The organism is Flavobacterium sp. GT3R68 (assembly GCF_007109225.1).
Taxonomy (GTDB): Bacteria; Bacteroidota; Bacteroidia; order Flavobacteriales; family Flavobacteriaceae; genus Flavobacterium.
Genome location: NZ_VJZK01000001.1, coordinates 619,202 through 639,423, shown reverse-complemented (window position 1 = coordinate 639,423; position 20,222 = coordinate 619,202). Strand labels below are relative to the sequence as shown.

Below are 20,222 nucleotides of genomic sequence, written 5' to 3'. Positions count from 1 at the left end.
TTTGCATTTTATTTTAAAAAACGGACCATGCTCATTTTCGATAGACAAGTAGCTTTAAAAGAGCATTTAAAATCTATTTCTTACCCTAAAACAACAATCGGATTTGTTCCGACGATGGGCGCTTTGCATCAGGGACACTTGTCTTTGCTTCAAGAATCCTTACAAAATAACACCATTACCATCATAAGTATTTTTGTCAATCCTACCCAATTCAACAATAACGAGGATTTGGCAAAATACCCGCGCACATTGGAAAGCGATGTGCAGAAAATAAAATCATTAAACGAATCCATCCTTGTTTTCGCGCCGAAGGTGGATGATATTTACGAGGGGAAAACGATTTCTGAACATTTTGATTTTGACGGATTGGAAAACCAAATGGAAGGCGCCTTCAGACCAGGGCATTTTGACGGTGTGGGTACAATTGTAAAACGTCTTTTTGAAATCATTCAACCCACAAATGCGTATTTCGGAGAAAAGGATTTCCAACAGTTGCAGATTGTCAGAAAAATGGTGGAAAAGGAGCAACTACCAGTAAATGTGGTGGGTTGCCATATCTTCAGAGAATCCAATGGCCTGGCAATGAGTTCCCGAAACGAACGCTTATCTGCCCATGAAAAACAGAAATCAGCCATCATCTACCAGACATTATTGGATGCCAAAGCTAAATTTGGCACGAAAAGTGCTGAAAATATTAAGGAATGGGTCGCAAACAAATTTGAAAGAGAAACTGATTTCAAATTGGAATATTTTCAAATTGCCGACGAAGCCACCTTATTACCGTGTTTACGAAAGAGCAAAAACAGGAAATATCGTGCTTTCATCGCTGTTTTTGTGAACAACATCCGATTGATAGATACTATTTCATTAAATTAAATTAACTTTGCACCATGCAAATTCAAGTTGTAAAATCTAAGATACACCGTGTTACGGTAACAGGAGCCGATTTAAATTATATCGGGAGCATCACTATTGACGAAGCTTTGATGGAAGCGTCCAATATCCTCGAAGGGGAGAAAGTGGCTATCGTAAACATCAATAATGGCGAGCGTCTGGAAACGTACGCAATCAAAGGAAATCGGAATAGTGGTGATATTACACTAAACGGACCCGCGGCAAGACGGGTTCAAAAGGGAGATGTTATCATTATTATTTCCTATGGAATACTGGATTTTGAAGAAGCCAAAACCTTCAAGCCTACTTTAGTGTTTCCTAACGAAAAAGACAATTCTCTGACTTAATTTTCACTCGACCGCTATGAATAATCCTTCGTCCGATTCAGCGAAAAACCCCATTGCGGTTCATAAAGATCTTAAGGAAATTACCAAAACATCCCGTATTACTCGATTGACCAGGAAATGGCTGTCTATTCTGCTGCCTTTTTTATTGGGTGTTTTTATTATTGTGTATACCTACAACAAATTTTCTGCCGAACAACTGGCTGAGATAAAAAGCCATTTTGCCAACGCCAACTACAATTGCATCTATCTTTCCATTTTTATTGCATTTTTAGGCAGTGCCTCCAGAGCGTATCGATGGAAATATTCACTGGAACACATGGGGTACAAAACCTCATTTGCCAATAATTTTATGGCGGTTTCCATTGGCTATCTGATGAACCTGACCATTCCAAGATCTGGGGAAATCTCTCGTGCCCTAATTTTAAAAAAATACAACGACATTCCTTTTGACAAAGGTTTCGGTTCCATCGTAGCTGAGAGAATCATTGATATGCTGATTTTGCTATTGTTTATAATTTTAGCCTTTTTTCTTCAGTTTGATGTGGTCAAAGCGTTTATATTGGATAAAATCCCGATGCAAAAACTATTGGCATTAGCGGTCATTGCCGGCATTTTGATGTTTGGGATGATTTTGGTTTTTATTTATTCAAAATCAAAATTCATCGCCACTATTAAAGAAAAAGTTTCCGGGGTTAAGGAAGGGCTTCTTAGTTTGGTGTATATGAAAAAGAAATGGGCTTATTTAGCCCATACCGTCTTTATTTGGTTTTCTTATATCGTGATGTTTTATATCGGTATTTTTGTGATTCCGGAAACAAGCAACCTCAGCTTGGGACCCGTTATTACCTCTTTTGTCGTTGGAAGTATCGCTATTGCATTTACCAACAGCGGTTTTGGGTCATATCCTTTTTTAATAGCGAAAATCCTGGTTTTCTATGGTATTGCAGAAACTGCCGGAAATGCCTTTGGCTGGATTGTATGGACCTCACAAATGTTTCTTTTAGTGTTCTTAGGCGGGATTTCTTTTTTACTGTTACCGTTTTTCAATAGAAGCAAATAATTTATTATATTGCTGCTCTGTTTTTTAATCTGACAGATTTATTAAAAACCAACCACATTATCAATGAAATATCTATTTTTTCTGCTGTTTTTTACAGTCTCATTTACTGCCTCTTCTCAAAAAATAACTGATACGATTGATTCTCAAAAACTCAAAGAAAAAAGAGAAATTCACATTTCCCTTCCAGCCTCTTACGAGAAAAACAAAACCAAAAAATATCCCCTTGTCGTTCTGCTGGACGGAGACTACTTAATGGACCCATTTCAGGGCGCCTTTAGTTATGGTGCTTATTGGGATGATTTGCCTGAAGTAATTATTGTTGGGATTAGTCAAAACAAAAATAACGAACGGGAATCAGACTGTACGGTTGATAAGGACACCGGACTTCCGACAGAAAAAGGAGAAAAATTCTTTGAATTCATCGGACAGGAATTACTGCCAGCCATCCAAAAAAATTATCGAATTGCCCCTTTCAAAATTATAGCCGGACATGATATTACAGCGGGATTTTTGAATTTTTTCTTATATAAAGATGTCCCTTTATTTGATGCCTACATTTCCTTAAGCCCGGATTTGGCTCCAGGAATGGAGGAACAGATCCCTGAACGCATAGGTTTGATTGCCAAACCAATTTATTACTACCATTCGACCGCAGATGGCGATGTTAAGAAAATGCAGGAGAAAATTCAAAAACTGGATTCCGAAGCCAAATTGATTAAAAAACCGACTTTAAATTACCGATTTGACGAATTTAAAGGAGCATCTCACTATTCTTTAGTGTTGTATTCTATTCCGAATGCCCTATATCAGTTTTTTTCAATATACCAGCCTATTTCTATGGTTGAATTCAATGAAAAAATTGCCACAATGCCATCGGGCTATTCAGAATATTTAGAAAAAAAATACGATGTGATCGAAAAATCATTAGGTATCAAAATGCCTATCCGTATTAATGATTTCCGTGCCATTGAAGCCGCAATCCTAAAAAACAAAGACTATAACGATTTCGATGCGCTATCCATAATGGCCCGAAAAAGCTATCCGAAAGCCATGTTGGCTGACTATCATTTAGCGATGATGTTTGAGAAAAAAGGTGATAACAAAAATGCTGTTAAATACTATAAAGCAGCATTTCAAAAAGAAGAAATTGGCAGTCTTACTAAAGACATGATGCTTGACAAAGCCGATACTTTAAAGAAAACGTTTGCAAAAAAAGGAAAAGAGCCTGTCCAGGAACCTGTGGCAGAACCCGCAACGGATCAGCCAGTTGACACACCAGTGGAAGAACCTAAAGAAGAGAAAAAAGCAGAATAATGGCTAAAGTAAAAACCTCGTTTTTTTGTCAGAGTTGCGGAACACAATACGCAAAATGGCAAGGACAATGCAATGCCTGCAAAGAATGGAATACTATTGCTGAAGAAATTATTCAGAAAGAAGAAAAAGTAGCTTGGAAAGCCTCTTCATCCGACACTAAAAAAGCCTCAAGGCCTTTAAAAATAAACGAAATTGATTCCACCCAAGAAATCCGACTGGATACTTGCGACGGTGAATTAAACCGGGTGCTTGGTGGCGGAATTGTTCCCGGCTCACTAATCCTTTTAGGTGGCGAGCCCGGTATCGGAAAAAGTACGCTGTTGCTTCAGATTTCTTTAAAACTGCCCTATAAAACCTTATATGTCTCGGGGGAAGAAAGCCAGAAACAAATTAAAATGCGGGCCGAAAGGATTACCCGCAACGGCGACAATTGTTATATTCTGACCGAAACCAAAACGCAAAATATTTTTCGGCAGATTGAAGAAATCGAACCGGAAATTGTAATCATTGATTCCATTCAAACCTTACACACCGATTATATTGAATCAGCTGCCGGAAGCATTTCCCAAATCCGCGAGACGACCGCTGAACTGATAAAATTCGCAAAAGAAACCGGCGTTCCGGTGATATTAATCGGACATATTACGAAAGATGGCGCCATTGCAGGACCGAAAATCCTGGAACATATGGTTGATACCGTCCTTCAATTCGAAGGAGATCGCAATCATGTGTACCGAATTTTGCGTTCGCTCAAAAATCGTTTTGGTTCCACCGCGGAAATTGGTATTTATGAAATGCAGGGAAGCGGACTGCGCGAAGTGGCAAATCCGTCAGAAATCCTGATTTCCCATAATGATTCGGCACTTTCAGGAACCGCCATTGCCACCACATTGGAGGGGATGCGCCCGCTGATGATTGAAATTCAGGCATTGGTAAGCACTGCGGTTTATGGAACGCCACAAAGGAGCACAACCGGTTATAATGCCAAACGTCTGAATATGATTTTAGCCGTCCTTGAAAAAAGAGCCGGATTCCATTTGGGTTCCAAAGATGTATTTTTAAATGTCACAGGAGGTATTTCAGTGGATGATCCCGCTATTGATTTAGCTGTTGTTGCAGCAATTTTATCCTCTAATGAAGACATTCCTGTAAGCAAGGATTTCTGTTTTGCGGGAGAAGTAGGTCTCTCGGGAGAGATTCGTCCGGTAAACCGCGTTGAACAAAGGATTCAGGAAGCTGAAAAACTCGGTTTTTCTACTATTTTCATATCCAAATACAATAAGATTTCACTCAAAAATACGTTAATAAAGGTACGCCTCGTTTCAAAAATCGAAGATGTCGCCAGCGAATTATTTGGGTAAAATAATTTGAATTTTATTTCTCAAAAAAGACCCTAACGTTTGTTTGTGATATTCTCATTTTTAATATCATTAACTTTATTGATTATTTTCTATATAAATTTAACAAAATGCTTTTGCCATAAAGTATTATTTCCTTTCTATTAAATATGAAAAAATTAACCATCCTGCTTTTTAGTCTGTTTACTGTTCTTACTTCTTGTAATGATGCCAACTTATACAGTAAATTTTACGATGATTTCCCAAGTAATCGATGGGAATCAAAGAATGCCAAAGAATTTGAATTTACGATTACCGATTCAAAAGCGTATGATGTCTTTTTAAAATTCGGCCATGTTTATGATTACCAATATGAAAGTGTCCCTATTACTATCACGATCATAGACCCAGCGGGGAAAGAAGAAAAATGCTCCATAGATTTAGTCATGAAAGATGCTTCCGGAAAAGATTTGGCCGATTGTAGTGGTGATGTTTGTGATCTGGAATTAAAAATTAAAGAAAAAGTCAAACTCCAAAAAGGAAATTATAAAATTATTATTTCACATGCTTTCAAGCAGGGACCCTATTTACCTAATGTACTTGGCGTGGGTTTGAATGTTGCAGTAGCAAAATAAACTGAATCTCAAATTAAAAAATGAGAACCAAGAAGCAAAATATTTTTCTCTTCCTCAAAATACTGGGCATTGCCATAGGGTTTGCTGTTATTACTCTCATACTATTTCGTGATGCTGTTCTGCAACAGGTAATCGCTAAAGTTTCCTACAAAATGGAACAGGATTACGACAGCGATTTTTCAGTAAAAAAAGCACAGTTTGACGGGTTTGCGACCATCCATATGGAAGATGTAGTTCTGGTTCCCAAAAAAGCAGACACACTGTTTCGTATAGAAAGCATTAAAACCCACATCAACCTGTGGCAATTGATGGCCGGAAACATTCAACTGGAAAGCCTTGAAGCTAAAAATGGTTTTGCCCAATTGGTAAAAACTGCCAACGGACGGAACTTTGATGCTTTTTTACCCAAAAAAAAGAAAACCACCACCATTAAAGATACGAAAACCAATTATGCCGAGTTAGCGTATGATTTGCTGAACACCGCACTCAATTTGGTTCCAACCGAAATGCAATTGGAAAATCTTACCCTGCGCATGGACGATATGGGCAAAAGGGCTACCATGCGCCTGAATAAACTCTCGTTGGCCGACAAGCAAATGGAAACTTCCATCCGGGTGCAGACCAATACATTTACCCAACGCTGGAGAATTAAGGGATTTGTGGATTCCAGAAACAAAAAAACCGACATCCGGTTTTTTAATATCGATACCGGAAAAATTAAAGTTCCGTATTTCGATGAGCGGTATAATCTAAAAGCCAGTTTTGATTCGATCCGCTTAAATGTCAGCAATATTGACAAGGATGGCGATGAATTGCAGATTGACGGCTTTACTTCGATTTCCAATTTTACCGTGAACCATCCGAAAATTGCACAGAAAGATGTGGTTATCAAAAATGCGCGTTTTGATTATCACTTGCTCTTCGGGGAACACTTTATGGCGATTGACAGTAGTTCTGTGGCCACGCTTAACAAAATTAAATTTCGTCCATTTGTCGAATACAATAACGAAAAAGATAAAATCTATAAACTGAAAATTGCCATTCCAAAAATGAGGGCACAAGATTTTATCACTTCGCTGCCGGAAGGTCTTTTTACCCATTTTGAAGGTATGGAAGCCGAAGGGAATTTTGATTACCAATTGGATTTTCTGTTCAATGACAACAAACCTGACGCCGTGGTTTTTGACAGTAAACTGCATAAAGAAGGTCTGAAAATAGTAAAATATGGGGATGCCAACCTCAACAAACTCAACGGGGAATTCATATACCATGCTATCATCAACGATGTGCCCCAGCGACCGGTGTTGGTCGGGAATGCGAATCCAAATTATACGCCACTGGACCAAATTTCACCATATCTGCAAAAATCTGTGCTGACCACTGAAGACCCGTCTTTCTTTTCCCACAAGGGGTTTATCAACGAGGCTTTCAAACAATCTATTGTGAAAAATATCCGGACGAGGAAATTTTCCCGAGGCGCGAGTACCATCAGTATGCAATTGGTAAAAAATGTCTTTCTGACCCGTGAAAAAACATTGTCCCGAAAACTCGAGGAAATCCTGCTGGTTTACATTCTGGAAAATAACCGGATTGCCAGTAAGGAACGTATGCTTGAAGTCTATTTTAATATCATTGAATGGGGTCCAAATGTATACGGGATTGGGGAAGCTTCCAATTTTTATTTTCAAAAAACACCGACAGAACTATCCATTAACGAATGCTTGTTTTTGGCAAATATTATTCCGAGCCCGAGAAAATTTATGTATCAGTTCAACGATGAAGGAAACCTGAAACCGTATGCCATCAAACGCGATATATTTATCCGGAACCTGATGCTGCGCCGGGGAATCATCACTTCTGAAGACACTATTTATCAATTACCAATAATGATTTCCGGAACTGCGAGATCACATTTAAGAATCAAAGAGCTAAACCTTCAGCAGCTGGACACGATGTCTGTTGAAGAATTTAATTTCTGACCTTCCCAACCTTTTGATTGATTAGGGCATCTATACTAATAGATAAAAAAATCAAAGATGAAAAAGATCCTTCTATTTTGCATGCTGTTACTTTCAGGAATGCTTTTCGCCCAAAAACCCATTTTTACTTCTGCCAAAGCAAAATCAGCTACCGTTTATTTCAACGCGGCAGAAATTTCGCAAACAATCAATGTCAATATTCCTGTAGGAACGCATGAAATCGTTGTTAAAAACGTAGCCAACTATTTGAACGAAAGTTCGATTCAGATAGGCGCACCTTCCAACGTGACAGTACTTTCAGTCCAATTTACCAACGATTACATCTCGGAATATGAGATAGACGGGAATTCACCTGCCACAAAAAAAGTAAAGGACAGTATAACTTTGGTACAAAAAGAATTGGAAAAAGTCATCAATGCCAGGAATTCGGAAGTCAAAACCATTGAGCTTCTGGATAAAAATCAACAAGTGACGGGTTCCAATTCCGGACTGGATGTGGCGGAACTGATAAAAATGGTGGATTACTACAAGGCCAAAAGAACCGAAACCAGCAATATGATCAACACGTTAACTGAAAAAGAGAAAAAACTAAATGATATTCTGGTAAAACTCAACAACAAATTGGAAATTGACACGAGTAAGGAAGAAAAAACCTCATCCGGAAAATTGGTCTTGCAGGTGATGAATGAAATCGCAGGCAATGTACCTTTGGAAATTTCGTACCTGACCAATAATGCGAGTTGGATTCCTTTTTACGATTTACGAACAGAGAGCGTAACCGCACCTATCAACATGATGTATAAAGCGCAGGTCGTTCAAAATACCGGTATTGACTGGAAAAAGGTGAAGCTGACCTTGTTCAGTGGATTGCCCAATCAAAACAATCAGACTCCGACTATAAATCCATGGTTTTTGAGCTATCAGGGACAGCCATATGCATATGCTTACGATACTGAAGCGGCGAAACCGCAAATGCAAGAGGTTGTAACAAGTATGGGAATTAAAAGGAAAGACAAATCGCTTGGATCTTCTGTTACGAACTACACAACTATAAATGAAAATCAACTGAATGTGTCCTTTGACATTGACATTCCGTACGATATTTTATCGAACGGGAAAATACACAGCGTAGCTCTGAAAGAAATCAAATTACCTGCGACCTATAAATATTATGCGGCACCAAAACTGGACAAGGAAGCGTTCCTCTTGGCAGAAATTACCGATTACGGTAAATACAATTTACTTAAAGGGGAAGCCAACATCATTTTTGAAGGCATGTATGTCGGAAAAACGATGGTAGATCCGAACCAGACTTCAGATACTTTAAACCTGAGCATGGGCCGAGATAAGAAAGTATCGATTACCCGTGAAAAGATTGTGGATAAGTCAGGCACCAAGTTTTTATCAGGCAAAAAAGAACAAACGTTTACGTATGATATTACAATTCGGAACAATAAAAAAGAAGCGATCTCACTGAAAGTGGAAGACCAGTATCCGTTAAGTACCGACAAGGAAATAGAAATAGAATTACTTCAGAAAGACGGCGCGAAAGTGAATGCTGAAACCGCCATCCTGACCTGGGATCTTAATTTAAAACCCAATGAAACCAAAAAAATCCGCATCAGTTATAAAGTGAAATATCCAAAAGATAAGATTATAGCAAATTTATAAGTTTTTAAAAAAAGTAAAAATCGTTTTCAGCTGTAATCGATTCATATATAAAAGATTAGGGTTTTGAAAGGGTTTTGATTAAATTTACAAGTCAAAGTCAAAATTTCATAACCATGAAAACGATTTTTACTTTCTTCAGCTTATTACTATTCTTCTTTGCTTTTTCGCAAACCATTGGCGTTACCCCTTTTGCTTCGGGTTTTACTGCTCCGGTGGAGATTGCTCACCCTGCAGCAGATGCCAGACTGTTTGTTGTCGAACAAGGCGGTGCCATAAAGATTTTGAACAGTAACGGAACTACAAATGGAACTAATTTTTTAACTCTTACTACAGCAACCATTTCTACAGGTGGAGAAAGGGGATTATTAGGATTGGCATTTCATCCCAATTATGCGGGCAACGGTTATTTTTATGTTAATTATACAAACATTTCAGGAAACACCATAATTGCGCGATATTCTGTGGATTCAGGAAACCCAGATATTGCCAATCCTGCAACCGGAACTATTTTATTGACCATTGCCCAGCCTTATTCCAACCACAATGGTGGCAGCATCAGATTTGGTCCGGATGGTTATTTATACATTGCAATGGGAGATGGGGGCAGTGGAGGTGATCCCGAAAATCGGGCGCAAAACATCAATGAAAACTTAGGTAAAATGTTACGGATTGATGTCAATTCAGGAGCCTTGTATGGAATTCCACCAGCAAATCCATATGCAGTTATCTCCGGGAATGATGAGATTTGGGGAATCGGACTCCGGAATCCATGGAAATTTTCTTTTAATCGGCTGAATGGTGATTTATGGATTGCGGACGTAGGTCAAAATGCGGTCGAAGAAATCAATAAAATCACCGCTCCTTTAACTCCGGGTTTGAATTTCGGGTGGCGATGTTATGAAGGAACGTCACCCTACAATACCGCAGGCTGCGCTCCTATTGGTACAATGACAATGCCCATTGCACAATACACGCATGCGGCAACAGGTGGATGTTCGATTACCGGCGGTTATGTTTATACGGGTTCTTTATATCCCGACTTCCAGAACAATTATTTTTTTGCTGATTATTGCAACAATAGGATCGGGATGTTAAATTCGTCGGCAGTAATTACGTGGTCAAATACTTTTTCGGGGAATTTCACTTCTTTTGGCGAAGACCAAAATGGGGAATTGTATCTGGCCGGTGGGAGTTCCGGTATCATTTATAAATTAGTAGACACAAATTTGGGTGTAAATGACAATAGCAAAGAAAATTTCATGTTGTATCCAAACCCGGCGAATTCAAATGTGTTTATCAAAACAACGAATATCGATTTCCCTTTGACTGCAATCATTTCAGACCTGACCGGAAAATCATTGTCCACCCAAACGTTAGTAACTGAAAATGATGCTATCAATACTAGTTCATTAAAAAACGGCATTTATCTGGTTTCGATAAAAGATTCGAATGGCCGGAACTTTACTTCCAAATTGAAAATCACCGATAGAACCGTAAACTAATTTTCCGCTAAGGTGCCGGATTCGGAATCAGGTTTTGGATGTTTTCAATTTCATGAAGCACCTCTTCGGTCATTGTAATTTCAATTGTATTGATATTCTCTTCAAGCTGTTTTAAGTTGGTGGCGCCAATGATTGTACTGGACACGAAAGACTGGTGCTCGATAAAAGCCAACGATAATTCGGTTAGGGTCAAGCCAAATTTTTTCGCTATTTCACTATACTTTTTGGAAGCTTCCCGGGCGTTCGGACTGTTGTATCTCGAAAATTGCGGAAACAGATTTATTCTGGCATTAGGATGGGATTCGCCTGTCAGGAATTTTCCCGACAAAACCCCAAAAGCCATTGGAGAATACGCCAGTAGACCCACATTTTCACGGTGGCATACCTCTGAAAGCCCTACTTCAAAAGTACGGTTCAACAGCGAATACGGATTTTGTATCGTAGCTACTTTGGGCAAATCATGCTTTCTGCCTTCTTCCAAAAAACGCATCAAGCCCCACGGCGTTTCATTGGAAACCCCGATATTTTTAATTTTTCCCTGTTGGATTAAATCGTGCAAATCTTCTAAAACCTTCTGAAAATTATCTTCCCATTCATCGTGCTGTATTTTAAATCCACGTTGTCCAAACATATTGGATTTGCGCTCCGGCCAATGCAATTGGTATAAATCGATATAATCCGTTTTCAGGCGTTTTAGACTTTTCTCCACAGAAAGCGCGAGGGTTTTGGAATTGAATTGCAAATCATCCCTCATGTATTCCAAACCGCGGTTTGGTCCGCCAATTTTAGTTGCCAGAACCACCTCTTCTCTTTTTCTCGTTTTTAGAAACCAATTCCCAATAATTTCTTCACTGACACCATACGTTTCCGCCCGTGCCGGTGTGGAGTACATTTCGGCAGTATCAATAAAATTGATTCCTCTTTCGATTGCGAAATCCAATTGGGAATGCGCTTCTGATTCGGAATTTTGTTGCCCGAAAGTCATGGTTCCGAGGCAAATTTTACTGACTTTTATATCGGTATTGGGTAACGTAGTGTATTTCATCATCGGGATTCTAAGTGCAAAGGATGGATATAAAAGAAAAAGGTTCGGAGCAAAAACCCCGAACCTTTTTTATTCTAAATATTAAGCTGATTAAATGTCGTTCAGCATTTTTGAAATCTCATCTAATTTTGGTGTCAAAATAATTTCTATTCTACGGTTTTTTGCTTTTCCTTCCGGAGTATCATTAGTCATTAATGGCGCAAATTCCCCACGACCGGCAGCTGTTAAATTATCTTTTTTAACGCTTTTGTTTTCAGACAGGATATTTACAATAGCCGTGGCTCTTTTTGTAGAAAGATCCCAGTTGTTTTCGATTTGTCCCATCGCACCAGCGAATTTATCGTTGTCAGTGTGTCCTTCAATCAATACAGAAATTTCAGGGTTGTCACCCAATACTTTCCCGACAGCCACAACTGCTTTTTTACCTTCCGATCCTACTGCCCAGCTTCCTGATTCGAAAAGCAATTTGTTTTCCATCGAAACATATACTTTTCCGTCTTTCTGCTGTACCGTAAGTCCTTTTCCTTCAAAAGCCTTTAACGATTTGGACAACGTTTCTTTTAATTTCTTCATGCTGGCTTCTTTTGCAGCAATCATGCTTTCCAATTCGTTCACTCGGTTTGAGCGTTCTTTTAAGTCGGCATTCAATTTATTCAGACGGTCTTTTTCAGCAGCCAATGCTTTTTCTTTGGATTCCAACTGCGCCAACAATTCACGGTTTTTAGCCATGTTAGCCTGCAACGATTCATCGCTGTTTTTTTCCAGCGCCTTATAAGACTCCTGTAGTGTTTTCAGATTTTTAGACGACGCTGCATAATCCACTGCCAGTTTATCACGCTCGGCTTTTAATTTATCATAGTCAGATTTCAAAGCAATGTGATCCAGATTTAATTGGTTTTTTACTTTTGAAATACTATCATTCTGGTCGGCTATATGACGGTTTTCTTTTTTCAGATCAGCGAATTTAGTTTCTAGCTCGTTGTACACTTTTTTGGATACGCATGATGTGGTCAACGCCAATACTGCAAATCCCATAGCGGCTTTTTTTATCATTTTTTGGTTTTTTGTTATTGGTTTATATTAATTCAAATTCAACTAAAATCGGACAATGGTCAGAATGTTTTGCTTCGGGTAAGATAACCGCCCGTTTGAGCTTTTCCTTTAAGGGCTCGCTTACTAACCCATAATCGATGCGCCATCCTTTATTATTTCCCCTTGCTCCAGCACGGTAACTCCACCAACTGTAATGATGCGGATCTTTATTGAAATGGCGGAAACTGTCGATAAATCCGCTTTTCATGAATCCGTCTAGCCAGACTCTTTCTTCCGGAAGGAAACCTGAAACTGTTTTATTACGGATTGGATCGTGGATATCGATGGCCTCGTGGCAGATGTTGTAATCGCCGCAAATCACAAGATTTGGAATTTCATTTTTTAATACATTAATGTAATTATGGAAATCATCCATGTACATAAATTTATGGTCCAGCCGGGCCATATTCGTTCCAGAAGGCAAGTACAGACTCATCACCGAAAGATGATCAAAATCGACCCGCACGTTTCTTCCCTCGAAATCCATATGCTCGATTCCGGTACCGAAAACAATATTGTTGGGTTTTATTTTGGACAGAATAGCCACGCCGCTATACCCTTTTTTGGTGGCAGGATAATAATACTGATACGGATAGCCCGCTTTTTCAATTTCGGCAACTGGAATCTGGTCTTCCATTGCTTTTATTTCTTGAAGACAAATGACGTCGGGATTAGCCTGTTGCAGCCATTCGAGGAAGCCTTTTGTGATGGCCGCCCGAATTCCGTTAACGTTGTAGGAAATAATTTTCATTACTCAATTTATAATTTTATCTTTCCAAATGTAATAAAAAAGTATAAAGAACAATACAGAAAAATCAAAGAAAATCGATTCCCGCAACCGTTGGATAGTCGACTTTTTTTCTATCTTTGTTACTGGCTGAAAAAAATATATTTTACATGGGTCTAGTTACCGCTAAAGAAGTTGCAAAAGCAATAAATACTGAAAAATACGGGGTTTTTGGAACTTTTTCCGGCTGGTTACTGATGAAGGTTCTTAAGATTTCCACTCTTAACGAAATCTATGACAAGAACAAGCATCTGGAAGATTTGGAATTCCTAAATGCTATTTTGGATGACCTCGAAATAAAATTTGAAATTCCTGAAGAAGACTTAAAGCGTTTACCAAAAGATGGGGCGTATATCACCATTTCAAATCATCCATTGGGAGGAATTGATGGTGTCTTGCTATTGAAACTGATGCTTGAAAGAGAACCTAATTTCAAGATCATCGCCAATTTCCTGCTACACCGCATTGAGCCGCTCAAAAAATACATCATGCCCGTCAATCCCTTTGAAAACCACAAAGACGCAAAATCCAGCGTGGTTGGAATTAAGGAAACCTTACGTCATTTGAGCGATGGAAAACCATTGGGAATGTTTCCTGCCGGAGAAGTATCGACCTATAATGATGGGAAATTGGTGGTGGACAAACCGTGGGAAGAAGGAGCTATGAAAGTGATCCGCAAAGCGCAGGTACCCGTAGTCCCGATATATTTCCATGCCAAAAACAGTAAGTTATTTTATCTGTTGTCCAAAATAGACGATACGATCCGAACTGCGAAATTACCATCGGAATTGTTTTCTCAAAAAGACCGGGTAATAAAAGTCCGCGTCGGAAAACCGATTTCAGTAGCGGAACAAAATGAGCATAAAACGCTAGAAGAATATTCGGAGTTCCTACGCCGGAAAACCTATATGTTGGCCAATCCTTTTGAAAAAGAAACTAATTTTCTGCCAACGCCCAATTTAAAATTACCGAGAAGTCCCAAACAAATTGTTACGGCCGCTAGCCAGGACAATATCATCAAGGAAGTGGATGCTTTGCGCAGTACGGATTGCCGTTTGCTACAGAGTAAAAATTACGAAGTGTTTTTTGCCGAAGCTAAAGCCATACCTAATGTCCTGCACGAAATTGGCCGTTTGAGAGAAGTAACCTTTCGGGAAGTGGGAGAAGGCACCAATGAATCCATTGATTTGGATAAGTACGACCATTATTACCGTCATATGTTTTTATGGGACGACGAAACCAAACAAATTGCCGGTGCTTACCGAATGGGATTGGGGTCTGAAATTTATGCCAAGCATGGAGTTGACGGTTTTTATTTACAGGAGCTTTTCCGTTTTGAATCGGAATTGCACGATATGATGAGCAAATCCATTGAAATGGGCAGGGCTTTCATTATTAAGGGATACCAACAAAAACCAATGCCGTTATTTTTGTTATGGAAAGGAATCGTGCACATTACGCTTCGTTTTCCGGAACATAAATTCCTGATTGGCGGCGTAAGTATCAGCAATCAGTTTTCGGACTTTTCGAAATCGCTGATGATCGAATTCATGAAATCGAATTATTATGATCCTTATGTAGCGCAATATATTCATCCTAAAAAGGCTTATAAAGTCAAACTTAAAGATGCTGATAAAGATTTTATTTTTGATGAAGCCGAATCGGATCTGAACAAATTTGACAAAATCATTGATGAGCTGGAACCCGGAAGTTTGCGTTTACCGGTGTTGATAAAAAAATACATCAAACAAAATGCGAGAGTCGTTGCTTTCAATGTGGATCCTCTATTTAATAATGCGGTTGATGGATTGATGTACATCCGGATTGCCGATATTCCGGAGAGCACGATGAAACCGGTAATGGAAGAATTCCAAGCCGAACTCGAACGCAAATTAGCCGAAAAAGGAGAATGTTAAAAATCCAAACTAGTTATAATTAAAACCCCAAAACCTATGATTTACTATTTAGAAGTATTGAAGAAGTATGCCACTTTTACTGGAAGATCACGAAGAAAAGAATATTGGATGTTTACATTATTCAATATGATTTGTATGTATAGTTTAATCTTTTTGGGGATGAAATTTTTATCGCTAAGTCTTCTTTCAACCCTGTATATTTTAGCAACCTTACTTCCATCTTTAGCTGTAGGAGTTAGAAGGATGCATGATGTGGGGAAAAGCGGATGGTACCTATTAATTCCCATCTATAGTTTTATTTTAGCTTGTACCGATGGTGAGAAGGACCTAATCAATATGGCGAAAATCCAAAATTTCCTGAAGATGAAATCAATGAAATTGGAACGATAGAAGAATAAATAAAAAGCCGGGAATCACTTCCCGGCTTTTTTTATGGTTAGAACCACGCTTTTTTATTAACCTGATAGGTTTCATAAAATTCCTGGTCGGATTTGGTCAGGTAAATAATTCCTTCAATCAATCCTAATATACTGGTTACAATGCCGCACGTAAAAACACTAATAACTAACCATATAATTCCCTCCTGGGTGTAACCCAATAAGAATTTATGAATCCCAAAGGGACCTAAAAGTATTGCTAACAAACCTGCCGCTATTTTTTTATTATCAGTATAATCCCGTTGTGGTCTGTTCCAGTCTTCTTGTTTTGAATCTTCCATGATTGATTATTGCTTTTGGGATATGAATTGTTTCTTAATTTAATTAATAAGCTTGTGTAGCACCTATTTCATTGAGCTCATCTAGTTCATTCTTTGGGTCAGGCCCATATTGATTAGGCTGACTTTCACCTTCAGTGCACAATAATATAAGCAACCATATACTACCTATGAATGGGATGAAATAGATCAAGAAATACCATCCACTTTTTCCTAAATCATGTAAACGCCTTACTGTTACTGCAAAGGACGGGATTATAATCGCTAAAGTATAGAGAGCATATAAAACAACAAAAATACCTATTCCTAGTTCATCCATTCCTAAAGCAGTAACCATTATAACTCCTAAAGTTACAAAAGCCATAGCAACAAGTATATTCATTAAGGTAAAATACCAGTATTCGCTTCTTCTTGCGCGTCCTGAAAAATTTGCATAATTCTCAAAAACTACGCTTTTGTACCAATCAATCATAATAAATTATTTTAGTTAGTGGGTCCCTACTCTTATGGCTTTTCGGATACGCCTCGTTTTTGGTTGCTGAACTCCGATTCGCTAATATATACAATTTACAGAAACGCCTTATCATTTGGCTCCCAAAGTTCAATTTTATTTCCCTCAATATCCATAACCCAGCCGAACTTCCCATAATCAAATGCTTCCGGTTCACCAACAATGGTAACGCCCTCTTCCTTAAGTTTTATCAGCAAATTGTCCAAATCATGTACCCGGAAATTTTGCATGAACTGTTTTTCACTAGGCTGGAAATAAGTTGTCGTATCTGCAAACGGAGACCATTGTGTCGAACAATTATCTCCTTCCTTGTTTTTCCACCAAAATGTAGAGCCATAATCATCGGTTTTCAATCCCAGATGTTTTCCATACCAGGCTACCAATGCTTTGGAATCTTTTGCCTTAAAAAAAACACCGCCTATTCCGGTAACTCTTTTTTCAATGGTGTTTGTTTTGCTTTCGCCCGAATATTTCGATTTGATTTTATCGACAATCACCTGCGCCAATTTCTGATGGCTTTCGAAGGTCCATCCGGCAATATGTGGTGAAAGTATCACATTGTCTGCGTCTAACAAATATTGAAAAGCTTCAGGTACATGATGATCTGAAAACAAATGTTCAAAGGATGATTTTTCATATTCCAGCACATCCAGGCCGGCACCTAAAATTTTTCCGGACTGCAGCGCTTTGGCCAGATCGGCCGTCACCACATTTTTCCCCCTGGCGGTATTGATTAGCCAAAAAGGTTTAGCGAATGAATTGATGAAATCACTTTTGATCATTTGATTGGTTTCGAGTGTCCATGGAACGTGCAGACTCAGGACATCTGCATTCGTTTGTAATTCTTCCAAAGAAACTTGTTTGGCATTCATATCGCCCACATTTTCCAGGATATCGTGACACAAAACCTGAACATCAAAACCGCGTAATTTTTTGGCGAATGATTTCCCCATTTTGCCATACCCAATAATGCCAACTGTCTTTCCGTCTAATTCGTGACCCCGGTTAGCTTCCCTATTCCAATGCCCCGATTTGATTTCGCTGTCGGCTTTGTTCAGATTATTCAACAGGGACAGCAACATTGCTAGTGCATGTTCGCCGACCGCATTCTTATTGCCTTCGGGAGCCGCGATGAGCTCAATGTTTTTACTGATGGCATAGTCACAATCGATGCTTTCCAGACCGGCGCCAACTCTTGCAATAAACTGCAGACTGGTGGCTTTATCGATAAATTGTTTGTCAATATTGAATCGGCTGCGAATGACAATTCCGTGATATTCGTGAATCTTGGTTTCGATTTCCTCTTTGGAAGAGGAGAAATCTTCGTGGTTGAGGAAGCCTTCTTGCTGCAATTGTTCCCAAAGCAGATGGTTATTGCTATCGATATGGAGAATTTTGACGGTTTCGGGTTTCAAGTTGAAGTTAGTTTAGATTCCAAATTTATTAAAAACTCTTTAAGAAAGTAGTGAGTGCCTGCAAATATTACATTGCTTTTATGGCATTAAATTTTTAAGCGTAATATTGAATGAAGTTCCTTTTTCTTCTTCGGAATGAACTTTTATACTGCCCTGCAGTTTCTCAATAATTTCCTTTACTATATATAATCCGATTCCGGAGCCGGTTGATTTTCCGGATAAGCGGAAGAACATATCGAAAATTTTATCGTGATAGACAGGCGCAATCCCTATTCCATTGTCGGCAATGTCAATTTGTAGTTTTTCCCTATCGGATGTCCCCGTTATTTTTATATATCGCCCGGATTCCTCCTTTTTATGGTATTTGATGGCATTGGAAATAAGATTTTCCATTATGGTATTAAAGCGTTGCCAATCAGAATAAAAAGGCTGTTCTTCTATAATATTAACTTCAAAATGAATTCCTTTTCCCTCTTTCATGCTCCGAAGTGCATCCACAACTTCTTCTATCGTTTTCTGGAGCGGGATTTTCTCCATTTCCAATCCGGTGCGGTTATTATGTGAGTAGAGAAGAATGTTTTTAATGAATCTGTCCAGGCGGAGGATACTGGTGTGTATCATATTTGCATGTTCAATGGTATCCGGCTCTTTGCTTTCTTCCTCAATAAACGTAATCAGACCAAGCATTGATGTCAAAGGGGAACGCAAATCATGGGAGACACTATATACGAAACGGTCAAGTTCAGAATTGGTTTTAACAAGTTCTTTATTTTGCTGCTCCAATTTTAGCTCAGCCATTTTACTTTCCGTTACATCCTGGAGTATCCCATAAATCCGTATGGGCCTGCTTTTTTTATTAAACTCAAACTTCCATTCAGAATAGCCATATCTTATACTGCCATCTTTATATATGAAACAAAAATTAAATGATGAATCCTGATAGGTTTCAAAGGCTTCCTGCATTTTTTTTTGCACAAAGTCAACGTCATCATGATGTACGAATGATAAAAATAATTCAATTGAAGGCTCGGCTTCGTTCCTGTTAATTCCGAAAATCTTATAAAATCCGTCTGACCAGATGTGAATGTCATGCACCATATCAATTTCCCAATTACTAATATGGGCTAACGCCTGCGATTCTTTTAATCTTGATTCGCTTTTACGGAGATTTTCCTCTACCATTTTCCTTTCGGTAACATCGTTAGAAAGAATAATTCGTGCCGGAATTCCTTCAAAAATGATGTCATTAGCAATAATCTCAACCTGTATGACAGTTCCGTCTTTCTTACGGTGATCCCAAATCCCCCTATTATAATTTAGTGCATTAAATCCTAACGAACGATCTAATTGCTCGAATTGCTCTTTGTCTTCGTCCGGCCTTATATCGACTGCACTCATCGAAAGAAATTCGTCGCGGGTGTACCCATATTGGACAATCGCCATTTTATTTACATCCAGGAAACTTAACGTTTTCACATCAATTATCCACATCGGTATTGGACTATTATCAAAAAGATGCCGGTATTTTTTTTCACTTTGCAAAAGGTTTTCTTTTGCTTTTTGCTGCTGGGTTCTGTCAATCGACAGTATAAATATTCCTTCCGGAATGGGTTGTATCCTGAGTTCAAAAAATGCAGGTGTGCCATCAGGAAAAACAAATTCGGTTTCAAGTTGTTCCATAGTGCGTTCATTCATGCACCGCTGCAGCGCTTTAAACAGATCCGTTTGTTCTATCCCCGGATATTTTTCCATCATAGTATATCCCAGCAATTCTTCTTTTGAATAATTGCTGTATTTAACCAACGCATCATTTACATACGTATATCGCCAGTTGAAATCATGGATTTGCACCCCTTCAAGCAGCGAGTCGAATATATTGCTAAATTTTGGAATAGTATTAATCATCGTTTAATGCTGTATTCTTTTCACTTTTCATTGAGACGAAAAAGTTATAATTACTTTATTGAAAGGTAATGTAAAAAAATGTAAAGGAGTTGTTGTA

General features: G+C 38.7%; 17 protein-coding genes and 1 pseudogene. 11 read left to right on the top strand and 7 right to left on the bottom strand.

Translation table 11 applies throughout. From position 1 onward, the window contains the following. The first annotated feature begins 27 nt into the window (after positions 1–27). From panC to FNW07_RS02720, 9 genes are all read left to right on the top strand, one after another. The gene (gene panC / locus FNW07_RS02760) at positions 28–876 is read left to right on the top strand and encodes a pantoate--beta-alanine ligase (RefSeq protein WP_126744245.1); all 849 of its coding nucleotides are present in this window, start codon (positions 28–30) and stop codon (positions 874–876) included. Positions 877–890: 14 nt separating this feature from the next. Further along, the gene (gene panD / locus FNW07_RS02755; protein WP_126744244.1) at positions 891–1,241 is read left to right on the top strand and encodes an aspartate 1-decarboxylase; all 351 of its coding nucleotides are present in this window, start codon (positions 891–893) and stop codon (positions 1,239–1,241) included. A gap of 16 nt (positions 1,242–1,257) precedes the next feature. Then, entirely contained in the window at positions 1,258–2,301 is a 1,044-nt protein-coding gene (locus tag FNW07_RS02750; RefSeq protein ID WP_126744243.1) for a lysylphosphatidylglycerol synthase transmembrane domain-containing protein, read from the top strand. A gap of 63 nt (positions 2,302–2,364) precedes the next feature. After that, positions 2,365–3,615 (top strand): alpha/beta hydrolase, encoded by a 1,251-nt coding sequence (locus FNW07_RS02745; protein WP_126744242.1) that lies wholly within the window; start codon positions 2,365–2,367, stop codon positions 3,613–3,615. Continuing rightward, positions 3,615–4,976, top strand: coding sequence for a DNA repair protein RadA (gene radA / locus FNW07_RS02740; protein WP_126744241.1), 1,362 nt, complete (start codon positions 3,615–3,617; stop codon positions 4,974–4,976). Before FNW07_RS02745 ends, radA begins: the two co-directional genes overlap by 1 nt. Before the next feature lie 146 nt (positions 4,977–5,122). Then, the gene (locus FNW07_RS02735; protein ID WP_126744240.1) at positions 5,123–5,587 is read left to right on the top strand and encodes a hypothetical protein; all 465 of its coding nucleotides are present in this window, start codon (positions 5,123–5,125) and stop codon (positions 5,585–5,587) included. A 20-nt stretch (positions 5,588–5,607) separates the two neighbouring features. Then, on the top strand, positions 5,608–7,566 hold the full coding sequence (locus FNW07_RS02730) for a transglycosylase domain-containing protein (RefSeq protein ID WP_126744239.1): 1,959 nt from the start codon (positions 5,608–5,610) through the stop codon (positions 7,564–7,566). 57 nt (positions 7,567–7,623) lie between these two features. Beyond that, a complete protein-coding gene (locus FNW07_RS02725) occupies positions 7,624–9,237 on the top strand; it encodes a DUF4139 domain-containing protein (RefSeq protein WP_126744238.1) in 1,614 nt (537 codons plus the stop codon). Between the two features lie 113 nt (positions 9,238–9,350). Further along, entirely contained in the window at positions 9,351–10,739 is a 1,389-nt protein-coding gene (locus tag FNW07_RS02720; RefSeq protein ID WP_126744237.1) for a sorbosone dehydrogenase family protein, read from the top strand. Positions 10,740–10,746: 7 nt separating this feature from the next. Here the strand turns inward: FNW07_RS02720 and FNW07_RS02715 are convergent, their stop codons facing one another. The 3 genes from FNW07_RS02715 to FNW07_RS02705 form a co-directional block, all read right to left on the bottom strand. Beyond that, on the bottom strand, positions 10,747–11,784 hold the full coding sequence (locus FNW07_RS02715) for an aldo/keto reductase (RefSeq protein WP_126744275.1): 1,038 nt from the start codon (positions 11,782–11,784) through the stop codon (positions 10,747–10,749). 90 nt (positions 11,785–11,874) lie between these two features. Next, positions 11,875–12,837, bottom strand: coding sequence for an OmpA family protein (locus tag FNW07_RS02710; RefSeq protein WP_126744236.1), 963 nt, complete (start codon positions 12,835–12,837; stop codon positions 11,875–11,877). Positions 12,838–12,859: 22 nt separating this feature from the next. Beyond that, positions 12,860–13,627, bottom strand: coding sequence for an exodeoxyribonuclease III (locus FNW07_RS02705; protein WP_126744235.1), 768 nt, complete (start codon positions 13,625–13,627; stop codon positions 12,860–12,862). A 146-nt stretch (positions 13,628–13,773) separates the two neighbouring features. On the opposite strand from FNW07_RS02705, the gene FNW07_RS02700 reads away from it, so the two are divergent. Continuing rightward, entirely contained in the window at positions 13,774–15,579 is a 1,806-nt protein-coding gene (locus tag FNW07_RS02700) for a lysophospholipid acyltransferase family protein (RefSeq protein ID WP_126744234.1), read from the top strand. Between the two features lie 36 nt (positions 15,580–15,615). Continuing rightward, positions 15,616–15,969 (top strand): DUF805 domain-containing protein, encoded by a 354-nt coding sequence (locus FNW07_RS02695; RefSeq protein ID WP_370511480.1) that lies wholly within the window; start codon positions 15,616–15,618, stop codon positions 15,967–15,969. A gap of 46 nt (positions 15,970–16,015) precedes the next feature. Here FNW07_RS02695 and FNW07_RS02690 read toward each other — a convergent pair whose 3' ends face one another. The 4 genes and pseudogenes from FNW07_RS02690 to FNW07_RS02675 all read right to left on the bottom strand — a co-directional run bounded on the left by FNW07_RS02690 (position 16,016) and on the right by FNW07_RS02675 (position 20,125). Beyond that, the gene (locus tag FNW07_RS02690) at positions 16,016–16,297 is read right to left on the bottom strand and encodes a TM2 domain-containing protein (RefSeq protein WP_126744233.1); all 282 of its coding nucleotides are present in this window, start codon (positions 16,295–16,297) and stop codon (positions 16,016–16,018) included. 43 nt (positions 16,298–16,340) lie between these two features. Then, positions 16,341–16,766, bottom strand: coding sequence for a DUF805 domain-containing protein (locus FNW07_RS02685; RefSeq protein WP_126744232.1), 426 nt, complete (start codon positions 16,764–16,766; stop codon positions 16,341–16,343). 473 nt (positions 16,767–17,239) lie between these two features. Further along, a pseudogene (locus tag FNW07_RS02680) lies at positions 17,240–18,220 on the bottom strand (2-hydroxyacid dehydrogenase); the annotation flags it as partial. 78 nt (positions 18,221–18,298) lie between these two features. Next, a complete protein-coding gene (locus FNW07_RS02675) occupies positions 18,299–20,125 on the bottom strand; it encodes a PAS domain-containing sensor histidine kinase (RefSeq protein WP_126744230.1) in 1,827 nt (608 codons plus the stop codon). Positions 20,126–20,222 lie beyond the last annotated feature (97 nt).

Bases quoted from the DNA above. Each gene is read 5' to 3' on its own strand.
- FNW07_RS02745 (WP_126744242.1), top strand. From the start codon at position 2,365: ATGAAATATCTATTTTTTCTGCTGTTTTTTACAGTCTCATTTACTGCC.
- FNW07_RS02685 (WP_126744232.1), bottom strand. From the start codon at position 16,766: ATGATTGATTGGTACAAAAGCGTAGTTTTTGAGAATTATGCAAATTTT.
- radA (WP_126744241.1), top strand. From the start codon at position 3,615: ATGGCTAAAGTAAAAACCTCGTTTTTTTGTCAGAGTTGCGGAACACAA.
- FNW07_RS02675 (WP_126744230.1), bottom strand. From the start codon at position 20,125: ATGATTAATACTATTCCAAAATTTAGCAATATATTCGACTCGCTGCTT.
- FNW07_RS02725 (WP_126744238.1), top strand. From the start codon at position 7,624: ATGAAAAAGATCCTTCTATTTTGCATGCTGTTACTTTCAGGAATGCTT.
- FNW07_RS02715 (WP_126744275.1), bottom strand. From the start codon at position 11,784: ATGAAATACACTACGTTACCCAATACCGATATAAAAGTCAGTAAAATT.
- FNW07_RS02690 (WP_126744233.1), bottom strand. From the start codon at position 16,297: ATGGAAGATTCAAAACAAGAAGACTGGAACAGACCACAACGGGATTAT.
- FNW07_RS02710 (WP_126744236.1), bottom strand. From the start codon at position 12,837: ATGATAAAAAAAGCCGCTATGGGATTTGCAGTATTGGCGTTGACCACA.
- FNW07_RS02730 (WP_126744239.1), top strand. From the start codon at position 5,608: ATGAGAACCAAGAAGCAAAATATTTTTCTCTTCCTCAAAATACTGGGC.
- FNW07_RS02695 (WP_370511480.1), top strand. From the start codon at position 15,616: ATGATTTACTATTTAGAAGTATTGAAGAAGTATGCCACTTTTACTGGA.
- FNW07_RS02700 (WP_126744234.1), top strand. From the start codon at position 13,774: ATGGGTCTAGTTACCGCTAAAGAAGTTGCAAAAGCAATAAATACTGAA.
- FNW07_RS02705 (WP_126744235.1), bottom strand. From the start codon at position 13,627: ATGAAAATTATTTCCTACAACGTTAACGGAATTCGGGCGGCCATCACA.
- panC (WP_126744245.1), top strand. From the start codon at position 28: ATGCTCATTTTCGATAGACAAGTAGCTTTAAAAGAGCATTTAAAATCT.
- FNW07_RS02720 (WP_126744237.1), top strand. From the start codon at position 9,351: ATGAAAACGATTTTTACTTTCTTCAGCTTATTACTATTCTTCTTTGCT.
- panD (WP_126744244.1), top strand. From the start codon at position 891: ATGCAAATTCAAGTTGTAAAATCTAAGATACACCGTGTTACGGTAACA.
- FNW07_RS02735 (WP_126744240.1), top strand. From the start codon at position 5,123: ATGAAAAAATTAACCATCCTGCTTTTTAGTCTGTTTACTGTTCTTACT.
- FNW07_RS02750 (WP_126744243.1), top strand. From the start codon at position 1,258: ATGAATAATCCTTCGTCCGATTCAGCGAAAAACCCCATTGCGGTTCAT.